The sequence below is a fragment of the Bacillus sp. TH22 genome (assembly GCF_016651015.1).
In the GTDB taxonomy this organism is placed as follows: Bacteria; Bacillota; Bacilli; order Bacillales; family Bacillaceae_G; genus Bacillus_A; species Bacillus_A mycoides.
Map to the genome: position 1 here is coordinate 319,094 of NZ_JAEKER010000001.1, position 24,577 is coordinate 343,670.

The window sequence follows — 24,577 nt, forward strand, 5'->3', positions numbered from 1 at the left end:
GTGGAAGTATGCGATCTAGGCGATATAAACGTGGTGATCGAGTGAAAATTAATATTAATAAATCAGTATCGCCTGAAATGATTGCTTGGCTTAATAAACAATCTAATCCAACTAATTTCTTTTTCTTTGCGGCCCAACAATTATTTAAACAAGTAGGAGATATTGATGTATCAAAAACCTTGCCAAGTAGCCATGTTTTTTCTTTATATATAGAACCATCATCTCTATTAAAAGTTGAAATGAATCCATTTAAACACGTACCACTAGAAAATAGTAAATCCACAGAAAATTTTAAAAAAAAATCGTGGGAATCTGTTGACCAGTTAGATTGTCCATTTTTTTAAGCATAAAAAAATATAGGTAGAGCCCATCACTATACATACGAATGCAGTGATGGGTTTTTGTTATTGTATCGTAATCTTTATAAAGTGAAACTATAATCAGTGGGGGTTTTGTTCATCCCCCACTGATTATTAGCCTTCACCAATCGGGCGTTTACGGGCAGTTTATCTCCCACCTAATTTCTTTGCTTCAGCTGAATTTTGAGGTGGGAGTTTTACTGCCCACAAATGCGGGATAAATAGAAGGGGCAAAACAATTTGTGCCCCTTCTAATAGTTGTTCTTATCTTATACGGGATATATGTTCTGAAACTGTTTTAATAATTTTATCCCAGTCATCGGGATGAATCTCGTGCCCTGTACCTTCAAGGGATAATAGCTTTGAGTTCGGAATTTCATCAATAAGGGCGAGTCCATGTTCAAGTGGAAGAGCTGTATCGTGCGTACCATGAATTACTAAAGTAGGTACTAGTAACGACTTTAGTATACCTTCATAAGAATCATCACCTGTAAGGAGGGCGTGATTAAACATACTTAATAGATTGTTAGCACGTTCTATTTCTTGCTCTACTTGTTTTAAAGTTCTTGCTTCATCAAATATACGCTTTGATCCACATAGTAGACGTGATCCTGTAATTAAATATTTCGCTATAACATCTTTATTTGTCCAATCTAAATTTGCACCATTAGCATGATGTGTCAAAATTCTTTCATCCATTGGAGGCAAATCACGAGTATTGTTATCAGATCCAATAACGCTTGTTGCTAGTAATGTTAAGGTCAAAATTCTTTCTGGGTGTTTTACTGCAGCAATTTGAGCAATCATACCGCCTAATGACATGCCAAAAAGGTGTGCCTTGTCAATATGATACGCATCGAGTACTCCGATTGCATCTTCAGCCATATCTGCTACAGTGTAATTGGAAGTCCCAGGCTCATATGTAACAGAACGCCCAACATCACGGTTATCATAGCGAATGACAAACCTTCCTGTGCTAGCCAACCTTTCACAAAATTCTTCATCCCAATAAACCATTGAACACGTAGCTCCCATAATTAATAATATTGCTGGGTTATTAGGATTTCCAAAGCTTTCTGTACATATATCAATACCGTTTACTTTGAAAACTTGTTCACTCATAGCACACTCTCCGTTTCATTTAAAGGTCATTAATAAATAAAGAGAAATATAACTTTGGGTGTTTCTTAGGCGTAAATTAGATTGTATTTAAGTGAAATAAATGTTTTTTGCACTCATGATGCTTAATTAGTAGAGTAGCATAAATATCACCTCCAAACATATTTATTTTCATTCAAGGCGAAAAATTTTGAAAAATAATTGTTTGTTATTAAAATAAACAGCAAGGGGGAGAGGAAATGAAATCAATTGTTATTGATCAATATGGTAGTGTTGAAGAATTACAAGAAAGACAAGTTCCTAAACCAGTTGTTAAATGTAATGAAGTATTAATACGTATACACGCAACATCTGTCAATCCTGTTGATTGGAAAATAAGAAAGGGAGACTTACAAGAAAAGTTGCGATTTTCATTTCCAATTACATTAGGATTAGATGTTGCTGGAATAGTTGAAGAAGTTGGAGAAGATGTGAATCATTTTAAAATAGGAGATAAAGTGTTTACGAAACCTGAAAATATAGGGAAAGGTTCTTATTCTGAATACATTACAGTGAAATCAAATTTAGTAGCGCAAATGCCTAATAATCTTAATTTTGAAGAAGCAGCATCTATACCTCTTGCAGGACTAACAGCTTGGCAAAGTCTTGTTGATTACGCACAAATAAAAGAAAATGACCGAGTATTAATTCATGCTGGAGCGGGCGGAGTAGGGAGTTTTGCAATTCAAATCGCAAAATCATTTGGGGCCTTTGTCGCAACAACTGCAAGTAGTAAAAATGAAGAGTTTTTAAAGTCTTTAGGTGCTGACCTTGTTATTGATTATAAAAAAGATAAATTTGAAGAGCTACTATCAGATTATGATATTGTGTTAGATACAATCGGCGGAGAAGTACAAGAAAAAAGTTTTCAAATTATTAAATCTGGTGGTGTTCTAGTTTCTATCGTTCATGAACCACGTCATGAAGTAAAGGGCATAAAATCAGGGTTTTTATGGTTGAAACCAAGCGGGAAGCAATTGGACGAATTATCTGTTTTGATTGAGCATGGAAAAATTAAACCTATCATCAGTAAGGTTGTTCCGTTTAATGAAGAAGGAATTAGAGGAGCTCATATTTTAAGTGAAAGTCAGCATGTTAGAGGGAAAATTGTAATTACGATGGAATGATATTTACATAAATATACGAGTGGTGACTATATGAAATGAAAATAGTCACCACTCGTATATACTATAATTTTTGCATGACAAAAGTAATCGCATTCGTATTTAATTGAATGTGTTTACCGTTTCGTACAATATCATACGCTAAATTTTTTATTTCAACTTTTACTTCTTTCCATTCGTTATAAACGCTTTTTAGTGTACGTATCATTTCTTCCGTAGAAAGGTTAATTTCAATTAAAGCATCTAATTCTTCTCCTGTTTCTAAATCTATTTCTTGAATGTTAGAGTTAACGATTAAACAATTGATACCGCCACTCTTTGTCCCCTTTTTCATAGTGTGAAGCACTTTTTTAAAATCGTCTATTGATCTAACATGTTCTAAACTTGATACTGCAATGATGTAGTCATAAGTATTAGGAGCAATATAGTAGTCTTCAATTGCTGCTTGTTCCGTTTTTATGTATTCAAATACACCATATTCTTTGCTATAAACTTGTAACTTCATTAAAGCCGAATTAAGTAGATCAACACAAGTAACAGTGCCGCCACTATTCATAATTTTTTGTGCAATCGGAATACTGTTTCTACCGACACCAAAGCCAAGGTCAAGTATTTGTAGGTCTTTCTGTTCTTCAAGATAGTTCAGCATGTCCATAACTGTTTTAACAGGTTTATAAAGCCAAGATCCTGCTTCGAATAATTTATATTGTTCATAGCAAAGAGCGTGATACTTTTTCTCTTCTTGTCTTATGTAATCGATTCTGTTCATAGTGATTGACCTCAATTCATTAAAGATACATATAAAGTTCGATAAAAATATAGGTAAACCTTTTGTTGGATTGGCATAAAAAAGATGTACTGTGAAAAAACGAAAGCCTTCTCACATTGCTCGAAAATAGCATATAACTATGAGGAGGAAGAAGTATATGATGTTTTATGTGAAAATATATTGCGAGTATATGAAGGGAGTGAAAAGTATAAGCGATTTAAAGAGAAACCGAAAGTGACATAATGGTGTGATGATGTAGTCACAACATTCAACTTGAAGGAATAATGCATTTTTAGATAGAGAAAATATGTGTTATTAATTTTCATTCAGAAAAATTTGACAATATATACGTTATAAATTATCATATGTAAAAACTAATATTCAAAATGGCATTGAAGAGAAGAGTAGTTAAGAATGAATACATACAGAGAGCTCCGGTAGCTGAGAAGGAGAGGTAAAAATCTTAATGAAAAAAGACTTGGAGCTGCGCAAGGAACTAATTCATTTAGGGATGGTGCGACGGGTTCTCCCGTTATAGAGATAGGGTATAAGCATGTTTTGCCGTACCTGAAGAGGTTAATATGGTGACGTATTAACAAACTGAGGTGGTACCGCGAAGTTAATAACTCTCGTCCTCAAGATGAATAATCTTGGGGGTGGGAGTTTTTTTATTGCATAAAACTGAAAATGTGAAAACAAAAATACAATTGAGGTGAGTAACATATGCATTGGGCGTATGAAGTAGCACATGAATTGATTAGAAAAAATCCAAACAAAGAAACTTTTGTTTGTGCAGCTGGAATTAGTCCATCTGGTTCTGTTCATATTGGGAACTTCCGTGAAATAGTAACGACTTATTTCGTTGTAAGGGCTCTGCAAGATTTAGGGAAAAAGACTCGTTTTATCTTTTCATGGGATGATTATGACAGGTTTAGAAAAGTTCCTAAAAATATTGATCCATCTTTTGCAAAATATATTGGTATGCCATACTGTGATATTCCTGATCCGTATGGGTGTCATAACTCGTACGCAGAGCATTTTGAAAAAGAGTTTGAGAAATCGCTCCAAGCATTTGGGATTGAAGTGGAATTCATATATCAACATGCTGAATATAGAAGCGGAAGGTATAACGAAAACATATTAGAGTCTTTGTATAAAAGAAAAGAAATATATGATATTTTAATGGGTTTTAAAACAGGAATACACCGAGAAGAAGATAGAGAAAACTTTTATCCCGTTACGTTATATTGTGAGAGCTGTGGGAAAGATGCAACAACTATTACACATTTTGATGAAGTATTAAAAACAGTTCGGTATGACTGTGAATGTGGAAATCAAAATAAATTATCCGTATTAAATACAAGTCAAATGAAACTGAATTGGAAAATCGATTGGCCGATGAGATGGATGATAGAGGATGTTATTTTCGAACCGGGCGGAAGAGATCATTCATCGGAAACCGGTAGTTATAATGTATCAAAAGAAATTGCAAGGAAAATATTCAATTGTGAAGCCCCTCAATATGTTGCTTATGATTTCATTGGAATTAAAGGGCATCATGAAAAAATGTCCAGTTCTTCAGGGAATAGTATTACACCTAGCGACTTATTAAAAGTGTATGTACCAGAAGTGATTCTTTTTATGTTTGCAAAATATAGGCCCGGCGCAGCTTTTCATATTGGACTTGATGAAGATGTGATTCGCAATTATACAGAGTATGAGAGATTGAAGGATAGTTATGAAAATAAAACACTCAAAAATGAAGATTTATTTGATGCAATTAAACTTTCTAGACTTGATAGCCAATTTAAAGAGTATCCAAAGTTTAATCAAGTAGCAGGAACTTTACCGTTATTAAATTTTGATTCATCTATTTTACAAGATATATTAGAGCAAATAGATAGGAGCTATGCATTACCTGAAATGATAGCGATAAGTAATCGTGCTGAGTATTGGATAAGAAACTTTCAATCTAAAAAATTAATTGCGGTAAATAAAGAGAAAAATACGGAGTTTTATAACACATTAGATGAACGGCAGAAAAAATGGCTAGTAGAAGTTTGTAAAATAATTCGTTCTAATAACGATCATTCTAAACTAATGGAGCAATTGTATACGATTTGTCATCATGAAAATAAAAAAATAATGAAAGAAAATCAAAAACAATTATTTACCATTTTATATAGGCTCATTATGAATCAATCAAGTGGTCCACGTATACCATTATTAATACATGTGGTAGGCGCTAGAAAATTCGTCACATTATTAGATTTCTAAAATATAGTTAAAAGCAACGCAAGTACTCAATAGAATAAGTACTTGCGTTGCTTAATTTTTACTATCTTGAATACATTTTTGGACATTCATCACCACTTGGTTCGTAAAAGCAATGGCTTTTAAATTGCCCTGCAAACGGCTGATTATACCATTCGGGTGGACAAGCTCCAACTGGACGAAAATACCAAAGAGCCCATCGTGCTGGCCAGCGCCATTCACCTTGTAAAACTTTTCTTGCGATTTCTTTTTCTGATTCACGGGCGCGTTGGTAAAAATATCCGAATTGCACTGCTTCGAATCCGCCAGGGCTTTGATATACTGCATCACGCACAGATCGAAGTTGTTTAAAATCTAAACAATCACAAAACACACGATTTACGACAACACAGCCAACAAGTTGTTCACCTTGTCGTCCTTCACCTTCAGCTTCAGCTCGAATTAAACGAGCTAGTAAATCAACGTCACTTTCGTTGTATGGAATAAGGGGCATTGTAATACCACCTTTCTTTACCTGTTATAGTAAAGAGTGTATGTTTCAAAATGAGCTAAGTGCATTTTTCTTGAAAATAACTACTAATTTTAAAAAGGAGCTTATACGGAAAAAAGCTAATTATTATATGGAAGATAAAAACGAAAAAGGAGAGGTACTATGCATCGTATACATAAAGAACATATCATTTACGCAATGTCACCAGAAAATAATCCATGTATTGAAGTAGAAATTGGGAGCCGTCTTGTATTTGAAACATATGATTGCTTTGAAAATCAAATTGATTCTGAAGATGTTGTGTTTCAAGAGTTAGATTGGAATCGAATTAATCCAGCGACTGGACCTGTATATATTAAAGGCGCAGAACCTGGCGATATTTTAGTCGTAATGATTGAAAAAATTAAAATTGCAGGGCAAGGCGTTTTAACGACAGGTGCGAACCTTGGTGTAATGGGTGATAAGTTAAATGAAAATACAGTAAAAATTGTCCCAATACATAATGGACATGTTTCATTTTCAAATGAACTGCAAATTCCAATTAATCCAATGATTGGTGTGATTGGTACTGCACCGAAAGAAGAGAGTATTTCATGTGGTACACCGCATGATCATGGCGGGAATATGGATTGTAAAGAGATTAAAGAAGGAACAGCATTATTATTACCTGTAAATGTTCCTGGTGCTCTTTTAGCATTAGGTGATTTACACGCTGCGATGGGTGACGGTGAAATTGGTGTAAGTGGAGTAGAAGTCGCTGGGGAAGTAACTGTAACAGTTCAAATTATAAAAGGGAAGCAATGGCCATTACCAATGGCTATCCAAAAAGAAAAAATGATGACTATTGCTTCCGAGAAATTGTTAGATGATGCAGCGAATCGTGCTGTACATAATATGGTGACATTTTTACATGAAGAATTAGAAATGTCTAAAGCTGATGCAACTCTTTTATTATCAGCAGCAGGTAATTTAAAAATTTGCCAAGTTGTGGATCCACTAAAAACGGCGCGGATGGAACTAGGAAGGGAATATGTGGAGAAGTTAGGATTTTCTCTAAATGAATTTCATATTAAATAAGAAAAATAGAAAAAGGATACTTTTGTATAAAAGTATCCTTTTTCTATTTTACGGATTTTGTGAAAAGAGGTAGTATTTATTTATATAAGTATATTTGAGATTGTGGATCAAAAAGGAGTTCAGAGATGGTTAAAATTATGATTGTTGAAGATGATATGAAAATTGCGGAGTTATTATCAACATATGTTGCGAAATACGGTTACCAAGGAATTATTGTAACGGATTTTCAAAATGTGTTAGACATATTTTTAGAAGAACAACCGGAGTTAGTTTTATTAGATATTAATTTACCAAGTTTTGATGGTTACTATTGGTGTCGTCAAATTCGCGGGGTTTCCACATGTCCGATTTTATTTATTTCGGCCCGTGAAGGTACGATGGATCAAGTTATGGCGTTAGAAAATGGTGGCGATGATTTTATTCCGAAGCCGTTTCATTATGAAGTTGTAATGGCGAAAATTCGTAGTCATTTAAGACGTGCTTATGGAGACTATGCACCGAAACTAGAAGAACGAATGATTGAGCAACAAGGTCTTAGTTTATATCCCGAAAGACTTGTATTAAAACTTAGGAACCAAGAGATTGATATAACGAGAAACGAAGCCATTTTATTAGAGATGTTAATGAAAAACTATCCGCGTGTTGTGAGTAGGGAAGTATTATTAAATAAATTATGGGATAGTGAATCTTATGTTGATGATAATACATTAAGTGTAAATACAACACGTGTGCGTAAAAAGTTAAAAACGTTACAAATTGAAGGAGCAATTGAAACAATTCGTAGTGTTGGATATAGATTACATATTACTTGGGATAATGGTATGGAAAAATGATAAGGTTATTTATACGTGATCATATACCACTTATTTGTTTTACTGCGATCCAACTACTAGCCATATTCTTAGTTTATTGGTTTGATGGGCATAATCATATTTCAACGGCATTATATGCAATGTTTTTAGGTGCTTTTTTTATGGTAAGTTATTTAGTATTTCGTTATTTTACACATCGTTCTTTTTATGAACGTTTAGCAAATCCGTTGCAATCTTTGGATGAATCTGTTCAAAAATCTGATTTTGCAGTTTTATCTACTGCTCTCCAAGATTTGCTCGAAGTACAGTATCGACATTATCAAAATCAGCTCCAGTTACAAGAGAGGAAAAATAATGATCATTTAACCTTTATGAATCAGTGGATTCATCAAATGAAAACACCTTTATCTGTAATAGAATTAATTACACAAGATGAAGTGGATTCACGTTTTGAAAGTATTAATGAGGAAACAGATAGGTTAAAAAAGGGGTTAGAGATGGCACTGTATGTCGCACGTTTAGAAGCATTTACACAAGATTTTTATGTAGAAAGAGTACAACTACATAAAATAGTGAATGATTCCGTGCATGAACATAAACGCTTTTTTATTCGGAATTTTGTATACCCAGAGCTTGAAATTGATAAGAGTATTACTGTAGAAAGTGATGCGAAGTGGTTACAATTTTTAATTGGACAAATAATATCGAATGCGATTAAATATTCATCAGGTAGTAGAGAAAAGATTAAAGTGAAAGCATGTAAGGAAGGTAATACAGTTGTACTTGAAATTACCGATAGTGGCGTAGGGATACCGAAGCAAGATTTACCAAGAGTATTTAAACCTTTCTTTACAGGAGAAAATGGTAGAGATTTTAAAGAATCAACGGGAATGGGGCTATATCTTGTATATGAAATTACAAAACAATTGGGATATATTGTAGAGATCCATTCAGAAGTTGGTAAAGGTACTGTTGTACGAATTAAATTTTGTAATATGTAAAAAGTGATTCAGGCTAAAGAACTTTTGAGATAAGTTTTTTAGCCTTGTTTTGTACCCTTGATAAAATTAGAGAATGAAATAATATATACCTAAGAGAAGCAAAACGAACCTGATAAGAATAAATGAAATGCTAGATACATAAACACTTTTTAATAATAAAATAGAAACTTTATTAGTTGTAACTGATAAGGGGGATTGAAATGGATATTCGGAAAATGAGATATTTCATAATGGTGGCAGAAGAATTAAACTTTAGTCGTGCAGCAGAACGCCTTATGATGGCACAACCTCCTTTAAGTCAAGAAATTCGTAAATTAGAAGAAGAATTAGGAGTTCAACTTTTTCATCGAACAAAAAGAATGGTTGAACTTACGGATGCTGGAAAAATATTTTTAGAAGGTGCGCGGCAAACATTGCTTCAAGTAGATAGAACTATTAAAGAAACACAGCTTGCGGATGAAGGGAAGATAGGACATTTAATAATCGGTTTTGTCGATTCTACAGAAACCGTAATAGACATATTAAAAAAATTTCGAGAACGTTTTCCTAGAATACAGCTTATATTACGCGAGATGACAACAGACCAGCAAATAAAAGCGCTATATGAAAAACAAATTCATATTGGATTTATTCGTTCCAAGCAAAATAATGAAATATTAGTTTCCGAAGTTTGTTCTGAGGAATGTTTAAAATTAGTTTTGCATGAAGAGCATCCTTTAGTTTCATTACGTAACATTTCAATCAAATCATTAGTTGATGAACCATTTATTTTATTTCCTCGTCATTTCGGTACTAACTTTTATGATTTAATTATTAGTTACTTTTGGGAACATGGAGTAAGTTTAAATATTGTTCAAGAGGCGATCCAAATGCAAACGATTGTGAATTTAGTTGCAGCAGGAATGGGGATTTCTGTCGTTCCATCATCGGTGGAAAGTTATAAAAAATCGGGTGTCATGTATAAAGACATTCAAGAAAATACACCGAAAATAAATTTATATGTTGGATGGAGACAAGATGAAAAGTCTGTCGTGTTAGAGAACTTCTTAACAGTTGTTAGAGAGGTTTATGCGACTTCACAATTTGAATTTGAAAAGTAAAAGCCCATCTTGATAGGATGGGCAGTGGAAATTTGGAAAGGGAAACTTCTATTTTTATTTTAAAGTCACTGATGATTCAACCTGTTTTACTCGGATCGTACTCAGCGAAACCTTTTAGTATATTATCAATCTGATCCATAATTTCAGGTTGCAATTTAACACTAGAAGCAATTACGTTTTCTCTTATTTGCTCCGGATTTGAAGCGCCAATAATTGCAGAGGAAACAGCTGGATTTTGTAGTACCCAAGCAACTGCGAGTTGTGGTAGGGTAAGATTAGTTTCTTGCGCGATGGGATTGAGTTTCTGAATGGCAGTAAGTACATCATCACTCATCCAACGTTGCACGAGTTTGTGGAAAAATGGTTTACCAGCATCTGAATTAGCACGTGATTGAGTCGGTATTGGTTTACCAGGTTGATATTTTCCTGAGAGAATACCTTGTGCAAGGGGAGACCAAACAATTTGACCAAGTCCCTCACGTTGACATGTTGGTATCACATCAGTTTCAATAACTCGCCACAACATCGAGTATTGAGGTTGGCTAGCGATAAGTGGAATATTCAATTCTCGAGCAAGTGCTGCACCGCGGGTAATTTGTTCCGATGTCCATTCACTTACGCCTAAGTAAAGGACTTTACCTTGTCTTACAAGATCAGCAAAAGCTAACATCGTTTCCTCAAGGGGAGTTGTTGAGTCAAATCTATGTGCATAATAGACATCAATGTAGTCTGTCTGCAACCGCTGTAACGATGCATTGCAATTTTCTATAATATGTTTTCTCGATAATCCACGATCATTTTTTCCAGGTCCGGTCGGATGGCATACTTTTGTACATAGTTCTATGCTTTCTCGTCGTATACCTTTCAAAGACCGGCCAAGTACTTCCTCGGCTATCGTGTCCGAATAAACATCAGCAGTATCGAACGTTGTAATTCCAACATCCAGTGCGGCTTTCACACAATCATTTGCAATATCTTCATTTACTTTCCCGCCATGGTTTATCCAGTTCCCATATGCAATCTTGCTTACTGTTAATCCACTGTTTCCTAGTTTGCTAAACTCCATTGTAGTATCCTCCTTTTAAAATGATATCTTCATTATAAGAACTGAAATGTAATATGTATAATATATAATTAATGATAAACTTATATAAAAATTATATAAGAGGGAGTGCTTAGAAGTTTACTACTAAGGAAATCTAAAGCCAGTAGTATTACAGATGTTGTTTGTATTTGATCGATATGAAGTGAAGATAAATAGAACTAAAAGAAAGCAATCATTTTCACAGCACGTATAATCGCATTTACTCATACAGTACTACTATGGTACAATATGGTTACTAACGACGGAAAGGAATGATGGGTGGACGATGATTAACTAATCTTATTTTTAAATGTTGAAATTCAATAAATTTCAATTTATAAAAAATAGGATTAGTCTGCCCAATTTCCTTACAACGGTATTGCTATTTATTATGCGTAATAGCTTATTTGGGTATAAATATGTTAACGACTAATCCTGCCAAATTAATTTGGGAGGATTTTTTTGTTCTCCCTTAATGAAAGGGATCGGTAATATGAAAGAAATTTTAAAATTAAATGATGTTTATGTTGAAATAAAGGAAAATACTTTGTTAGAGAAAATGAATGTTACAGTAAAACAAGGGGATGTTATCGGATTAATTGGTAAAAACGGTGCCGGTAAATCAACGTTACTTCAATTAATAAATGGGAAGATTGAGCCATCAAAAGGGATTGTTGAATGGCAGCAAATGAATATGACAACGGCATATGTTGAACAAGAAATAGAATCTTTTATTAGTAATGATATGATTGCAAAAGAAGCAGAACTTCTTGCGAAATGGGGCGTGCCAACGAACGATTTTCTTACATTAAGTGGTGGTGAAAAGCTGAAAGTTCGACTAGCAAAAGGATTTGCCGAAAATCCTAATTTATTAATATTAGACGAACCGACAAATCATTTAGATGAGATGAGTACGGAATTTCTCATTAAGCAAATAAAAAATATGAAGGGTACAGTTATCGTTGTATCGCATGATCGATATTTTTTAGATGTTGTCGCAACGAAAATATGGTCAATTGAGGAAAAGAAATTAATTGACCATATCGGTAATTATACGAGTTATATGAAAGCACGTGAGCATAAAAGAATGACGCAGCAACGTGAATATGAAAAACAACAAAAAAAGATAGAACAAGTAGAAACACATATAAAAGAATTAAGTTCATGGTCACAAAAGGCACACGCACAGTCTACAAAACAAGAAGGAGTTAAAGAGTTTTATCGTGTAAAAGCGAAGCGAATGGATGCGCAAGTGAAGTCAAAACGAAAACGTCTCGAAAAAGAGCTGGAGAAAACGAAAGTAGAACGTGTGAAAGAAGAGTATTCAGTGGAGTTCTCTATTCAAGCGAATAAAAAAGTAGGAAAACGCTTTTTAGAAGTAAAGAAATTAAAAAAAGACTTTCATGGAAAGACATTATTTGAAAACGTTAATTTTACAATCCAACACGGTGAGAAGGTTGCGATTGTTGGACCAAACGGTAGCGGGAAAACAACATTACTGAAGATGATTATGGGAACGGAAACTGTACAAGGAGAAGTATGGATTTCACCATCTGCAAACATCGGTTATTTAACACAAGAAGTATTTGATTTACCACTGGATAAAACACCAGAAGATTTATTTTTTAAAGAGACATTTGAAGAAAGAGGAAAAGTCCAAAATTTAATGAAACATTTAGGATTCCAAGCTTCTCAATGGAAAGAGCCGATTGAGCATATGAGTATGGGGGAACGAGTAAAATGCAAGTTAATGGCTTATATTTTAGATGAAAAAGATGTACTTATTTTAGATGAACCGACGAATCACCTTGACCTCCCTTCACGTGAACAGCTTGAAAATACATTAGCTGAGTATAATGGAACACTCGTTATAGTTTCTCACGATCGATATTTTCTAGAGAAAACAACTAACACGAAACTCGTGTTTTCAAATAATACGATACAAAAGCAGCTAGAGGAACCTATTAAAACAAGAGATGATATTGAAGAGCTACGTTTAACGTTAGAAACAGAGCGACAAGAAGTATTAGGTAAATTAAGCTTTTTAACTTCTAACGATAAAGAATATAAAGAACTTGATGAACGATTTATAGAACTTACGAAGCAGATTAAGGCGCTTTAATGTAATTAAGGGGGATTAACATGGGAGAAGAGAGTTCGACTAATTTATTTAGAATAGACTGTGGAGATATATACTTGCAAGAGTTTACTATCAAAGATGCGGAGAGTATTTATAAAATATCGAATCAACGGGAAATAGAACAGTTTTTACCAGACTGGAAATCAACGAAAAAACAAAGGGCTCATTGGATTATCAATGATGAAATACCAACAAATAAAGCATTTCTTAATGCAGTGAAAAATACATGTAACATAGATGATCATATATTAAAGCTAGGAATATTTAATAAAGATACAAATGAATTTATTGGATGGTGCTGCACAAGTATTAAAGAAGAACTCCCTTCACCAAATAGAGAAATAATGTATGCTATTTCAAGCGAGTATCAAAACAATGGTTACGCTACGAAAGCGACTAAAGGGTTAATTGATTATTTGTTTAAAAATACAAATGTAGATGTCCTCAACGCAATTGCTTTAATTAACAACGTACCATCAAATAAAGTTATTGAAAAATGTGGATTTACTTATTTGAGCCAACAGACGATAGAAAACCAACTATATAATCATTATTTATTAAGCAAATCAGAGTGGATAAAAAATATTGCTCTTTAAAAGGAGTTATAATGGAATGAAATGATTTTAAAAAAGCTTAGAGCTAAAACTCTGAGCTTTTTTATGTACTATTTACTTTTGGATTATACTTATGAATTATAAGTTATTATTCATCGTTTTGAAGTTCTATAGTTATTCTTTATAATATATTTTATGTTGCTAATAAAGAATACAAGGAATACAGCAACTTTTAATGATGATAATCGTTTCTTAAACCCACTTTTATTTATATATTTAATAGGCTTACAAGGTGTCCTGGCAACCAGAAATAAGTAGTATTGTATTTTATACTACTATATAGATATTATAAGATGAATAATCGTTAATTATAGTTTGAAAACAGGTTTGTTATCAGTTTTTTTAGAAATCTTACAAGCGTGTAAGATAAATGAAAGATGAATCAATATGTGCTATAAGACAATTCATTTACACTATATTGTGAGAAGTGCAAATGAAGGGAGAATATAAATGGAAATTTTACATGCAAAAAGTATTAGTAAAGTATATAAAGGGAAAGTACCTTTTAAAGCATTGGTAGATATTGATTTATCAATTCAAGAAGGTGAATTTATAGGGATTATGGGGCCATCAGGGAGCGGGAAAACAACGTTATTAAATATGGTATCTACTATCGACTCTCCAACATCGGGAGAAATATTAATAAATGGTACAAATCCTTTCCAGTTGACATCAGATAATTTGGCTTTATTCCGTAGGAAACAATTAGGATTTGTTTTTCAATCATTTAATTTACTTAGCACACTTACAGTAAAGGAAAATATCGTATTGCCGATGACATTAGATGGTGTTTCTGTACAAGAAATGAACAAACGAGTTGAAGAAATTGCAGAGAAATTAAATATTACAGATATATTGAGTAAAAGAACTTTTGAAATTTCAGGGGGCAAGCTCAAAGAACAGCAATTGCTCGTGCAATTGTTCATAAGCCGCAATTATTACTTGCAGATGAACCAACAGGGAATTTAGACTCTAAATCTTCAAATGATGTAATGGAGATGCTAGATACTTTAAATAAAGAAGAAAAAGCTACGATGATGTTAGTTACACATGATCCGTATGCAGCGAGTTTTTGCAGCAGAGTCATATTTATTAAAGATGGTCAACTATATAACGAAATTTATTGTGGTGAAAGCAGGCAAGCATTTTATCAAAAGATTATGGATGTCCTTTCTTTGTTAGGAGGGAAAAGGCATGAATTTTCGTCAGTTCGCATTTAATAATATTTTTCGTAATAAGCGTACATATGCTGCTCATTTTTTAAGTAGTGCATTTTCTATTATGATTTTCTTTACGTATGCTCTTTTATTATTTCATCCTGATTTACAAGGTGAGTTAAAATCGACAAGTGCAACTATAAGTGCATTCGGTACAATGGGATTTAGAATTTCGCAAGGTTTGATTTTTGTATTTTCATTTTTCTTTATTCTATATTCAGTTAGTTCGTTTTTAAAAACACGTAAGAAAGAATTTGGCATTTTAATGATGCAAGGTATGTCAATGAGGCAACTTAAGAAATTATTGTTGATTGAAAATATGTTAATTGGAATTGGATCAATTTGTATTGGAATTATCATTGGTCTCATATTTTCTAAATTAGTTTTATTGATAAGTGCAAGTGTATTAATGATCAATAATGGTTTGCCCTTCTATATACCGATACAAGCGGTACTATTAACAGTCATCACGTTTCTTTTCTTATTTTTAATTGTTTCGCTTGTTACTTTTAAAATGGTAAAAGTAACAGAACTTGTAGAACTCATTCAAGCAGAAGAAAAACCAAAACCTGAACCGAAATCTTCAATTTTATTATCGCTACTTTCTTTAATTAGTATAGGGTGTGGATATATTTCAGTATTTCGATTTATCTCAAATCACAGTTTTATTATGCTTGGAATGGGTGTACTCCTTGTAATTATAGGAACGTACTTTTTATATACACAATGTAGCGTTTATATATTGCATCTTGCGAAAAGGAGTGAATCTTTCTTTTTAAAGAGAACAAATATATTAACATTTTCAGAATTGATTTACCGTATGAAAGATAATGCAACGATGTTTTTTATAGTATCTATTATTTCAGCAGTTGCATTTACAGCAATTGGTACGACAGCTGCTCTCGGTAATAGGGATTTGGTAAGAATGACAAATCCGTATACATTTCTGTATGTAAGTTTTGAAAAAGACAAAGAGGTAGATAAAAATCTCTCTACTATAAAAAAACATCTTGCTGATGCTAATATTCCTTATCGAATGGCTTCGTCTTCAAATAAATATACAGAAAGTAACGTATATGTAATGAAGTTAAGTGAATATAACGAACTTGCGAGAGCACTCGGGTATCAGCAAGAAACGATTGGAAAAGAAGATGAAATTTTACTAATTCCTGGAATCGTATCCCAAAAACAAGAATTTAAAAATGGTGACTATAAAAAGAATGTTGAAGTCATTCAAGGAGATTGGACAAAGACATTTCGTGTGAAAAAAGCTGTAGAAAATTTAGTTTTACCGCATGATACTAGAAGTATTTATATTGCTGTTCAAGATCATGTGTATGATGGAATTCCTTTTTCTCCTGACCAAGATGATATAGATGATCAAAATCGTACTTACGGATTTGTTGTAGATGATTGGATGAAAACGAAAGAGATTTCAAACCAATTAAATAGTATATTTGAAAAAGATGTTAGCAAAGATAATTTCTACTTTCAAGCTTTAACATTAGATTTGTTAAGTGCAAAGCAAACGAATGGATTATTACTTATGGCAAGTGTTTTAGTCGGAATCGTCTTCTTCACATTTGCTGCTAGTTTTATTTATTTTCGATTATATACTGATTTGAACCGCGATCAACAGCAATATAAAATGATTTCGAAAATGGGATTAAGTAAACGAGAGTTAAAAAAAGTTGTAACGAGACAGTTATTATTAATGTTCTTCTTACCGATTGTCGTTGCAGTGATTCATACTGTAGTCGCTTATATGGCATTACAGCAATTAGTCGATTTTTCTATAATTAATAGCTCTATCGTTATTTTAATTTCATTTATATGTATACAAGTATTATATTTCTTTATAACCCGTTGGCGTTACCTCCAAAAGCTTTATAAGGTTATGGAGCAATAGAGTTTATTAGCTTGTAAGACTACATTAAAGTATGTGGAAAAAATGAACTGTATGATGAAAGGAAACGCGATGAAAAGAACTTTAACTATTTTTATGTTAACGATACTACTATTAATAAGTTTTAGTGCATGTTCTAAAAAGGAGAATCCATTTCCTGCAAACGGTTTATTAATCATTGGAAATGAAAATAAAATCTCGCCAATTATTAATCGTTATCAGGAAATTACGAAAGCAAATGAAGTGTTTTCTGTGAAAACAGGTACTTATGGAAACGGACAGGTATTAATTTTAAATGAGTCTACAGCACAAGCATTGATTAAAGCTAAAGTTTTCCGTAAACGAGATAATGGCTCCAATTATATTATAGATACGTTACCGAAATTCCCAAAAGAAGGTTCGCTGTTGTTTACACATGAAGACGAAAAGAATATGAAAAGTATTGAATTAGAAGGAAAAGAGATTCCAGTTTCATACGATAGTGACGCTTGGATAGGTAACACTCGTAAATATCCAACGCAATGGTATGTGATTGTAGCACAAAATAGTGTGTATAAAGAAATAAAGGTAAATGAAACGAAAATGCACCTTCTTCATCTGAAAAAATCTTTAGGAGATGAAAAACCTAAAATGTCGACAGATAATACATTGGTTAATGAAAATGTCAAAGTAACAAGGCTAATTAAAGGTTTGGAAGGAGAAGTATCTTTTCAGTTTGTAACGATTGGAGAAAAATCTTAAAAAAGAGTTCAAGGTTGATAAAAACTTTATCAATCTTGAACTCTTTTTAGTTTATAGACCAATCAAATATTATGCTTTACATTACTTCATCTAATCGAGCCTCACTCGTTTCTTCAATCGCATTTGAATTTTGAACTGAATTATTTTGAGCTTCTTTTTCTTTACGAGACTTTTGTAGCATTTCAAGGATGATCCATAAAGGAACACCTTTATCCTTTAACATCTTCCATAAATCTAATTCGTTAAATTTATGCTCAGGCTGTTTCATTTCTTTTTCAGAGGAACGAATATCGAACTTGATAGGATCATCCGCTTTCTTACCTTCAAGTTTAGTAGAAGAGATAGTATTATGCTCAAGATTAGATGGAGTTATTTTAGTAGGTTGAGATAATGTATGAATGTTTGATTCGATTTGCATGCTTTTTCCTCCTTTTCAAGCAATGAAATAAGTTTTCTTATGAGTATTAAATCCATTTAACATGAGGAAACTATATTCAATTATAAATTCAAATAATCAGATTTGCAAGTTGTATTGTAAAAAGCAAATGTTTACTTGAATTAATATTTATCAACATTTGTATATGTTTTCTATATATACAACGTATATAAAATACTTTACATTATGTTTAAGTTGCAAACTAATTTTGTATTTTTTTCAAAGATAAATGTAAACGTTTTATTGAGGGGGAGAAAGTATGGGGAAATTATTTTTAAAAGTATGTTTTTTCGCACTAGTAACTGTTTGTTCATTCGCAGCGAAAACAACTTACGCTGAAGAGCGACAAGAAAACAATTATCCTATCATTTTAGTGAATGGATTTGCTGGATGGGGTAGAGAGGAAATGCTAGGGGTAAAATATTGGGGTGGTGTTCATGATATACAGGAAGATTTAAAAAGAAATGGTTATATAGTACATACTGCAGCTGTTGGACCAGTTTCTAGTAACTGGGACCGGGCATGTGAATTATATGCGCAAATTAACGGTGGAATAGTAGATTATGGTGCGGCGCATGCTGAGAAACATGGACATAATCGTTTTGGTAGAACTTATAGTGGTTTTGCACCGGACTGGAGTGAAACAAATAAAGTTCATTTAGTTGGGCATAGCATGGGTGGACAAACGACAAGAACATTAGTGCAGCTATTAAAAGAAGGAAGTTATGAAGAAAAAAATTATGAAAAAAAACATCCGAACACAAATATATCACCACTATTTGAAGGTGGTAAATCGTATGTTCATAGTGTTACAACATTAGCAACTCCTCACAACGGTACAACACTCGCGGACGGAAGTCTCCTGTTGCCGTTCGTTAAAGATTTACTCATTACAGCTGCAAGTTTAGGTGGAAACAATAATTTATCATTATATGATTTTAAATTGGATCAATGGGATATAAAAAAGAATCTTGGAGAGTCCTTTTTCCAATATACTGATCGTATTTTAAATAGTTCAATTTGGGAAAATACAAAAGATATAAGTCAATGGGATTTAAGTACTGATGGGGCAAAAGAGTTAAATAATTGGGTAAAGACGCAATCGGATGTATATTACTTATCTTATAGTGGACATGCATCGCAAGCAGCACCAATAACAGGTTTACATTTACCTCATATAACGATGAATAAAGTGTTAATGGGTAATGCATTTTTCTTAGGTTCCTATGCAAGATATGAAGAGAATCGAACATTAATAGATACTTCTTGGTGGCAAAATGACGGTGTAGTAAATACAAATTCTATGATTGCACCATCTTCTAATGCTGCTGTAAATAATAATGAGTCATTACAGGTTGGAAAATGGAATCATATCGAAACGAAAGCAAATTGGGACCATCTTGATATGGTAGGGCTTAGTGTTTCAGACACGTTAGGTTTTTCTAACATTCAAGAGTTTTATAGAACAATTGTTGGAAAATTATCACGTCTACCGAAATAGGTAATATAAAGCGCTCTCGATGGAATTCGAGGGCGCTTTATATTATATTGAAAGAGGGATTTGGTATAAAAATATGGGGGGATATTATGAAAATTCAAATTGTATTATCAGGATACGGGACAGTAGGAAGAGAGTTTATAAAATTATTAAATGAAAAATATTTATATATAAATGAAACATATGGAATAGATTTAGTGGTAAGTGGCGTATTAGGTAGAAATATTGCAATACATAATGAGGAAGGTTTAACTATTCATCATCTATTATCGTATGGTGGCGGTACTGCTGCAATTGAAAAATATATAGAACATCATCCGAAAGAACGTGTAACAAATAGCATAAGTGGTAATGTATTAGTAGAATCAACAGTTACAAATCTTAAAGATGGAAATCCGGGAAAGAAATATATAAAACAAGCGATTGAGAAACAAATGGATATAGTTGCAATTTCTAAAGGTGCACTCGTTACAAACTGGAGAGAAATAAATGCAGCAGCAAGAATGGGCAATGTACGAATTCGATATAGTGGTGCAACTGCTGCGGCACTACCAACTTTAGATATTGGACAATTTAGTTTAGCTGGTTGCAATATTGAGAAAATAGAGGGAATATTAAACGGAACAACAAATTATATTCTTTCGAAAATGTATGGGGAAGATATTACGTTTGAAGAAGCACTGAAAGAAGCACAACATAAAGGAATTGCTGAGACGAACCCAGCGTTAGATGTAAGTGGTTCAGATAGTGCATGTAAATTGTTACTTTTAACAAACAGTTTAATGGGAGTAGAGTATACACTTACAGATATACATATAAAAGGAATCGAGCACGTTACAAAACAACAAATTCGAAATGCTAAGGAACAACATAAAATTATTAAATTAATAGCATCGGCGCATAAAGATGAGGAAGGCAATGTAAATCTAAATGTTGAACCGTGCGAAATAGATAAAGATCATCCGTTAGCAAATATAAATGGCACGGAAAAAGGAATTACGTTCTTTACAGATACAATGGGACAAGTCACTACAATTGGTGGAGCTTCTAATCCACGCGGAGCTGCAGCAGCTGCTTTAAAAGATGTAATCAATTTATATCGAAATGATTTATAGGCTTTATAACCATACCGCTATTAATAAAAAATACATATGTAGTGGACCTTTTGAGAATGAAATAAATATGCAAAAATAATTGCAGGGGGTAAGAAATTGTTTAAAGATTTTAAAGTTGTAAAAGATCGTCCCGTTTATATTCAATTAAAGGATTATTTAAAAAAGATGATTATGAAAGGGCATTTGTTGGGGGACCAAAAAATCCCATCAACAAGGGAACTGAGTGAATTATTATCAGTGAGCAGAAATACAGTACTCTCTGCATATGCGGATTTAGAACAAGAAGGACTCATTTATGCAGTTAAAGGAAAAGGAAATTTCGTTGCGAAGGTGGATATAAGTAACACCTCGTCTGTTGAAATAGATTGGAAAAATAAACTTAATACAGTTACCACATTAGCGGATGAATTAGACTTAATGAAGCATGGAGTTCGCTGGGAAAAAGGAATGATTGTTTTTAATAGTATAGCCCCGGACGAAAAGCTATTTGATGTTGAAAATTTCAAAAGAGCTTTTCTTACTCGTATGTCCATTGAAGGGGATATCGTATTGAACTACGGATATGCAAAAGGTTATAGACCGTTAATAAATTATTTACTTCATTACATGGAAATGAAAGGTGTAGATATTTCGAACAAAGATATTCTAATTACAAATGGATTTACAGAAGGATTAGATATTGTGTTATCTTCTTTATCGAAGAAATCAGGGCGTGTTATTTGTGAGAACCCAACTCACCATGCTGCATTGAAGCTTTTTCGTTTACATGGACTTGAAGTTCATGGAATTAATATGAATGATGATGGTATTGATACGAATGAAGTAGAAAAAAGTTTGCGTGAAAAGGATTTTGATTTCGCGTATTTAATCCCTTCTTATCATAATCCAACTGGTATTGTTACGAGTTCGGAGAAAAGAACGGAATTGATCAGGTTATTTTCAAAATACAAGATCCCTATTATAGAGGATGGGTTTAATGAAGAATTACGTTATTCGGGTTCACATTTATCGCCATTATTAACTTTTGCAGGGGCTGGTAATAATGTGATTTATATTAGTAGCTTTTCAAAGGTACTTTTCCCTGGTTTACGTGTAGGTTGGATCATTGCAGATAAAGAACTGATACATTATTTAGAAAGTGTTAAAAGAGCCAGAACCATTCACACTTCTACGTTAGATCAAGCTGTTCTGTTTCAATATTTACATGAAGGATATTTTGAAAAATATTTAAAAAAAGCAAGATCTGTTTATAAGAAAAAATATGAGTTAGCTGTTGGGGCGTGTAATCAGTACATTCCGTTTAAAAGAATGACTGGAGACGGTGGACTTCATTTGTTTATAGAGTTGGAAGAAAAAATTCAAGCCCGCACACTTTTACAAAAGTGTTATGAGAAAGGAGTTACTTTTTCTCCTGGAGATGTTTTTTACTCTGATGGAGGAGGAGCGAACACATTCCGATTAGGATTTTCACGTTTGAAAGAACAGGAAATTGTTAGCGGGATTCAAATAATTGGTGAAACTTTAAAAAATGAAACTTGGAGTTGAGAAAATGAGAATTGGCGTTATTATGGGAGGAGTATCCTCTGAAAAACAAGTATCAATTATGACTGGGAATGAAATGATTGCACATTTAGATAAGAGTAAATATGAAATCGTTCCAATTACGTTAAATGAAAAAATGGATTTAATTGAAAAAGCGAAAGACATTGATTTTGCATTGCTAGCATTACACGGAAAGTACGGAGAAGATGGTACAGTTCAAGGGACGCTAGAGAGTTTAGGTATTCCTTATAGCGGTAGCAATATGTTATCTAGCGGTATATGTATGGACAAAAATATTTCGAAAAAGATTTTGCGTTATGAAGGAGTAGAGACACCAGATTGGATTGAACTTACAAAAATGGAGGATCTAAAGCTTGAGGAGTTAGATAAATTAGGATTTCCGTTAGTGGTAAAACCAAACTCTGGCGGCTCAAGTGTTGGAGTTAAGATTGTCTATGATAAAAATGAATTAATCTCTATGCTGGAAACTGTATTCGAATGGGATTCTGAAGTAGTAATTGAGAAGTATATAAAAGGTGACGAGATTACATGTTCAATTTTTGATGGGCAACAGTTACCTATCATTTCGATTCGACATGCTGCTGTGTTCTTTGACTACAATGCAAAATATGATGATACTAGTACAGTTGAAGAAGTTATCGAACTTCCAGCTGAAATAAAGGAACGTGTAAATAAAGCATCACTGGCTTGTTATAAAGCATTAAAATGTAGTGTTTATGCAAGGGTTGATATGATGGTGAAGGAAGGAATTCCATATGTAATGGAAGTTAATACATTACCAGGGATGACACAATCAAGTTTACTGCCAAAAAGTGCGGAAGCAGCGGGAATTAATTATAGCAAACTATTAGATATGATAATTGAAACTTCATTAAAAGTAAGGAAAGAAGAAGGTTTTTAAGGTAGTTATATAATTAATTCTTTTGACAGTTCCACGAATTATGCTATGATAATTACAATACGACAACTAAATATTTATCCACTAGGGGGCCTTTTATAGGCTGAGATCAGATGAAATTTTGAGACTCTTAGTACCTGATCTGGTTAATGCCAGCGTAGGGAAGTGGGAAAGACGTTGCTATTTAACGAATAAATACTGTCAATTTCACTTTCTTTACGTCTGTAAAGAAAGTTTTTTTATTTTACAGCTTTAATAATTGTGGATAAATACGTATATTTTTTACATTATTTGGAGGGATTTAAATGACTTTTTCACAATCATTACGTAAAGAAGTAGATTCAATTTGGGAAGCAAGTTTTAACCATCCTTTTGTAAAAAAACTAGGCGAAGGAACATTAGATTTAGCTAGTTTTCGATATTATGTGCTTCAAGATTCTTATTATTTGAGTCATTTTGCTAGAGTACAAACGTTAGGTGCTGCAAAGGCTCTTGAATTAGAAACGACAGCTCGTATGGCACACCATGCACAAAATACGTATGAAGCTGAGTTATCATTACATGAGAATTTCGCAAAGAAATTAGGGATTACAAAAGAAGAAAAAGATAATTTTATTCCTGCGCCAACTGCATATGCATATACATCTCATATGTATCGTGCAGCTTATGAAGGGCATTTAGGAGATATTATTGCGGCTATTTTACCTTGTTATTGGTTATATTATGAAATCGGTGAACGATTAAAAGAATGTCAACCAGAAGAGCCAATTTATCAAGAATGGATTTCTGCATATGGATCTGATTGGTTCCGTACATTAGTTGAAGAGCAAATCACACGATTAGATACGATCGCTGAAAAAGTAACAGAGGCAGACCGTAATCGTATGAGACAACATTTTATTTTTAGTAGTCAATATGAATATTCATTTTGGGAAATGGCATATACATTAGAAAAATGGCCGGTGAATGAAGAAGTTAAAGGTGTTATTTAATTAAGAGTATATAAAAGGTATCGCTATATAAAGAGGCGATACCTTTTATTATATTTAGTTTCTGTAATTTTTTTGTAAATCATAGATAAAAAATATAATAATTCATTATAATGATTTCATAATATAAAGTTCCATAAGGAGGTAGTTATATGTTAATAGTTACTTTATATTAATTTGATTTTAACAACGCTTTATTTATATAACTAAAT

21 protein-coding genes, 1 pseudogene, 1 riboswitch and 1 other annotated feature are annotated in these 24,577 nt (G+C 33.0%); of the genes and pseudogenes, 17 read left to right on the forward strand and 5 right to left on the reverse strand.

Annotation, left to right across the window (positions count from 1 at the left end):
* Window positions 1–8 precede the first annotated feature (8 nt).
* Entirely contained in the window at window positions 9–344 is a 336-nt protein-coding gene (locus tag JFU18_RS01790; RefSeq protein ID WP_098635764.1) for a hypothetical protein, read from the forward strand.
* Between the two features lie 279 nt (window positions 345–623).
* On the opposite strand, the gene mleBCA is transcribed toward JFU18_RS01790, so the two are convergent.
* Window positions 624–1,481, reverse strand: coding sequence for a BCA family alpha/beta fold macrolide esterase (gene mleBCA, locus JFU18_RS01795; RefSeq protein WP_201031158.1), 858 nt, complete (start codon window positions 1,479–1,481; stop codon window positions 624–626).
* A gap of 236 nt (window positions 1,482–1,717) precedes the next feature.
* On the opposite strand from mleBCA, the gene JFU18_RS01800 reads away from it, so the two are divergent.
* Window positions 1,718–2,644, forward strand: a complete 927-nt coding sequence (locus JFU18_RS01800) for an NADP-dependent oxidoreductase (RefSeq protein ID WP_201031157.1) — start codon at window positions 1,718–1,720, stop codon at window positions 2,642–2,644.
* Between the two features lie 61 nt (window positions 2,645–2,705).
* On the opposite strand, the gene JFU18_RS01805 is transcribed toward JFU18_RS01800, so the two are convergent.
* Window positions 2,706–3,410, reverse strand: coding sequence for a class I SAM-dependent methyltransferase (locus tag JFU18_RS01805; RefSeq protein ID WP_137058584.1), 705 nt, complete (start codon window positions 3,408–3,410; stop codon window positions 2,706–2,708).
* Window positions 3,411–3,793: 383 nt separating this feature from the next.
* Window positions 3,794–4,050: a binding site (T-box leader), on the forward strand.
* An 83-nt stretch (window positions 4,051–4,133) separates the two neighbouring features.
* Here JFU18_RS01805 and lysS point away from each other — a divergent pair.
* Entirely contained in the window at window positions 4,134–5,687 is a 1,554-nt protein-coding gene (gene lysS, locus JFU18_RS01810) for a lysine--tRNA ligase (RefSeq protein ID WP_085311463.1), read from the forward strand.
* A 61-nt stretch (window positions 5,688–5,748) separates the two neighbouring features.
* Here lysS and JFU18_RS01815 read toward each other — a convergent pair whose 3' ends face one another.
* Complete coding sequence (locus JFU18_RS01815) at window positions 5,749–6,177, reverse strand: cell wall hydrolase (RefSeq protein WP_002085180.1); 429 nt, start codon at window positions 6,175–6,177, stop codon at window positions 5,749–5,751.
* A 159-nt stretch (window positions 6,178–6,336) separates the two neighbouring features.
* Here JFU18_RS01815 and JFU18_RS01820 point away from each other — a divergent pair, with 159 nt between their 5' ends.
* From JFU18_RS01820 to JFU18_RS01835, 4 genes are all read left to right on the forward strand, one after another.
* A complete protein-coding gene (locus JFU18_RS01820; RefSeq protein ID WP_085311460.1) occupies window positions 6,337–7,251 on the forward strand; it encodes an acetamidase/formamidase family protein in 915 nt (304 codons plus the stop codon).
* A gap of 125 nt (window positions 7,252–7,376) precedes the next feature.
* A complete protein-coding gene (locus JFU18_RS01825) occupies window positions 7,377–8,084 on the forward strand; it encodes a response regulator transcription factor (RefSeq protein WP_002127681.1) in 708 nt (235 codons plus the stop codon).
* The gene (locus JFU18_RS01830; protein ID WP_201033903.1) at window positions 8,081–9,064 is read left to right on the forward strand and encodes a sensor histidine kinase; all 984 of its coding nucleotides are present in this window, start codon (window positions 8,081–8,083) and stop codon (window positions 9,062–9,064) included. Before JFU18_RS01825 ends, JFU18_RS01830 begins: the two co-directional genes overlap by 4 nt.
* 200 nt (window positions 9,065–9,264) lie before the next feature.
* A complete protein-coding gene (locus tag JFU18_RS01835; RefSeq protein ID WP_201033902.1) occupies window positions 9,265–10,164 on the forward strand; it encodes a LysR substrate-binding domain-containing protein in 900 nt (299 codons plus the stop codon).
* A gap of 76 nt (window positions 10,165–10,240) precedes the next feature.
* Here the strand turns inward: JFU18_RS01835 and JFU18_RS01840 are convergent, their stop codons facing one another.
* Window positions 10,241–11,230 carry an aldo/keto reductase family protein gene (locus JFU18_RS01840; RefSeq protein ID WP_201033901.1) on the reverse strand — a complete coding sequence of 330 codons (990 nt, stop codon included), beginning with the start codon at window positions 11,228–11,230 and terminating at the stop codon, window positions 10,241–10,243.
* A 511-nt stretch (window positions 11,231–11,741) separates the two neighbouring features.
* Between JFU18_RS01840 and abc-f the strand changes: the two genes are divergently transcribed.
* The 5 genes and pseudogenes from abc-f (at window position 11,742) to JFU18_RS01865 (ending at window position 17,866) form a co-directional block, all read left to right on the forward strand.
* Window positions 11,742–13,370, forward strand: coding sequence for a ribosomal protection-like ABC-F family protein (gene abc-f / locus JFU18_RS01845; protein ID WP_201031153.1), 1,629 nt, complete (start codon window positions 11,742–11,744; stop codon window positions 13,368–13,370).
* Window positions 13,371–13,390: 20 nt separating this feature from the next.
* Complete coding sequence (locus JFU18_RS01850) at window positions 13,391–13,984, forward strand: GNAT family N-acetyltransferase (protein ID WP_201031152.1); 594 nt, start codon at window positions 13,391–13,393, stop codon at window positions 13,982–13,984.
* Window positions 13,985–14,452: 468 nt separating this feature from the next.
* Window positions 14,453–15,222: pseudogene (locus tag JFU18_RS01855) on the forward strand (ABC transporter ATP-binding protein).
* Window positions 15,197–17,128: an ABC transporter permease gene (locus tag JFU18_RS01860; protein WP_201031151.1), complete on the forward strand. Its 1,932-nt coding sequence runs from the start codon at window positions 15,197–15,199 to the stop codon at window positions 17,126–17,128. Before JFU18_RS01855 ends, JFU18_RS01860 begins: the two are co-directional and overlap by 26 nt.
* Window positions 17,129–17,197: 69 nt before the next feature.
* On the forward strand, window positions 17,198–17,866 hold the full coding sequence (locus JFU18_RS01865) for a lipoprotein BA_5634 family protein (protein ID WP_242483504.1): 669 nt from the start codon (window positions 17,198–17,200) through the stop codon (window positions 17,864–17,866).
* A gap of 76 nt (window positions 17,867–17,942) precedes the next feature.
* Here the strand turns inward: JFU18_RS01865 and JFU18_RS01870 are convergent, their stop codons facing one another.
* Window positions 17,943–18,284 carry a DUF3914 domain-containing protein gene (locus JFU18_RS01870; protein ID WP_088291878.1) on the reverse strand — a complete coding sequence of 114 codons (342 nt, stop codon included), beginning with the start codon at window positions 18,282–18,284 and terminating at the stop codon, window positions 17,943–17,945.
* A gap of 277 nt (window positions 18,285–18,561) precedes the next feature.
* On the opposite strand from JFU18_RS01870, the gene JFU18_RS01875 reads away from it, so the two are divergent.
* The 5 genes from JFU18_RS01875 (at window position 18,562) to tenA (ending at window position 24,368) form a co-directional block, all read left to right on the forward strand.
* The gene (locus tag JFU18_RS01875; RefSeq protein WP_201050208.1) at window positions 18,562–19,803 is read left to right on the forward strand and encodes an esterase/lipase family protein; all 1,242 of its coding nucleotides are present in this window, start codon (window positions 18,562–18,564) and stop codon (window positions 19,801–19,803) included.
* 86 nt (window positions 19,804–19,889) lie between these two features.
* Window positions 19,890–20,915: a homoserine dehydrogenase gene (locus JFU18_RS01880; protein ID WP_201033900.1), complete on the forward strand. Its 1,026-nt coding sequence runs from the start codon at window positions 19,890–19,892 to the stop codon at window positions 20,913–20,915.
* Between the two features lie 96 nt (window positions 20,916–21,011).
* Window positions 21,012–22,460: a MocR-like pyridoxine biosynthesis transcription factor PdxR gene (gene pdxR, locus JFU18_RS01885; RefSeq protein WP_201033899.1), complete on the forward strand. Its 1,449-nt coding sequence runs from the start codon at window positions 21,012–21,014 to the stop codon at window positions 22,458–22,460.
* A 4-nt stretch (window positions 22,461–22,464) separates the two neighbouring features.
* Window positions 22,465–23,379: a D-alanine--D-alanine ligase gene (ddlB, locus tag JFU18_RS01890; protein WP_002013134.1), complete on the forward strand. Its 915-nt coding sequence runs from the start codon at window positions 22,465–22,467 to the stop codon at window positions 23,377–23,379.
* Window positions 23,380–23,452: 73 nt separating this feature from the next.
* A riboswitch (TPP riboswitch) is annotated at window positions 23,453–23,557 on the forward strand.
* A 124-nt stretch (window positions 23,558–23,681) separates the two neighbouring features.
* On the forward strand, window positions 23,682–24,368 hold the full coding sequence (tenA, locus tag JFU18_RS01895) for a thiaminase II (protein ID WP_002032475.1): 687 nt from the start codon (window positions 23,682–23,684) through the stop codon (window positions 24,366–24,368).
* The last annotated feature ends 209 nt before the right edge of the window (window positions 24,369–24,577 follow it).

What these genes read in the sequence shown, in the direction of transcription:
- JFU18_RS01880 (WP_201033900.1), top strand. Translation starts at nt 19,890, where the DNA reads ATGAAAATTCAAATTGTATTATCAGGATACGGGACAGTAGGAAGAGAG.
- JFU18_RS01860 (WP_201031151.1), top strand. Translation starts at nt 15,197, where the DNA reads ATGAATTTTCGTCAGTTCGCATTTAATAATATTTTTCGTAATAAGCGT.
- JFU18_RS01835 (WP_201033902.1), top strand. Translation starts at nt 9,265, where the DNA reads ATGGATATTCGGAAAATGAGATATTTCATAATGGTGGCAGAAGAATTA.
- abc-f (WP_201031153.1), top strand. Translation starts at nt 11,742, where the DNA reads ATGAAAGAAATTTTAAAATTAAATGATGTTTATGTTGAAATAAAGGAA.
- JFU18_RS01865 (WP_242483504.1), top strand. Translation starts at nt 17,198, where the DNA reads ATGAAAAGAACTTTAACTATTTTTATGTTAACGATACTACTATTAATA.
- mleBCA (WP_201031158.1), bottom strand. Translation starts at nt 1,481, where the DNA reads ATGAGTGAACAAGTTTTCAAAGTAAACGGTATTGATATATGTACAGAA.
- JFU18_RS01870 (WP_088291878.1), bottom strand. Translation starts at nt 18,284, where the DNA reads ATGCAAATCGAATCAAACATTCATACATTATCTCAACCTACTAAAATA.
- ddlB (WP_002013134.1), top strand. Translation starts at nt 22,465, where the DNA reads ATGAGAATTGGCGTTATTATGGGAGGAGTATCCTCTGAAAAACAAGTA.
- lysS (WP_085311463.1), top strand. Translation starts at nt 4,134, where the DNA reads ATGCATTGGGCGTATGAAGTAGCACATGAATTGATTAGAAAAAATCCA.
- JFU18_RS01840 (WP_201033901.1), bottom strand. Translation starts at nt 11,230, where the DNA reads ATGGAGTTTAGCAAACTAGGAAACAGTGGATTAACAGTAAGCAAGATT.
- JFU18_RS01830 (WP_201033903.1), top strand. Translation starts at nt 8,081, where the DNA reads ATGATAAGGTTATTTATACGTGATCATATACCACTTATTTGTTTTACT.
- JFU18_RS01815 (WP_002085180.1), bottom strand. Translation starts at nt 6,177, where the DNA reads ATGCCCCTTATTCCATACAACGAAAGTGACGTTGATTTACTAGCTCGT.
- JFU18_RS01850 (WP_201031152.1), top strand. Translation starts at nt 13,391, where the DNA reads ATGGGAGAAGAGAGTTCGACTAATTTATTTAGAATAGACTGTGGAGAT.
- JFU18_RS01820 (WP_085311460.1), top strand. Translation starts at nt 6,337, where the DNA reads ATGCATCGTATACATAAAGAACATATCATTTACGCAATGTCACCAGAA.
- JFU18_RS01825 (WP_002127681.1), top strand. Translation starts at nt 7,377, where the DNA reads ATGGTTAAAATTATGATTGTTGAAGATGATATGAAAATTGCGGAGTTA.
- JFU18_RS01875 (WP_201050208.1), top strand. Translation starts at nt 18,562, where the DNA reads ATGGGGAAATTATTTTTAAAAGTATGTTTTTTCGCACTAGTAACTGTT.
- JFU18_RS01790 (WP_098635764.1), top strand. Translation starts at nt 9, where the DNA reads ATGCGATCTAGGCGATATAAACGTGGTGATCGAGTGAAAATTAATATT.
- tenA (WP_002032475.1), top strand. Translation starts at nt 23,682, where the DNA reads ATGACTTTTTCACAATCATTACGTAAAGAAGTAGATTCAATTTGGGAA.
- JFU18_RS01800 (WP_201031157.1), top strand. Translation starts at nt 1,718, where the DNA reads ATGAAATCAATTGTTATTGATCAATATGGTAGTGTTGAAGAATTACAA.
- JFU18_RS01805 (WP_137058584.1), bottom strand. Translation starts at nt 3,410, where the DNA reads ATGAACAGAATCGATTACATAAGACAAGAAGAGAAAAAGTATCACGCT.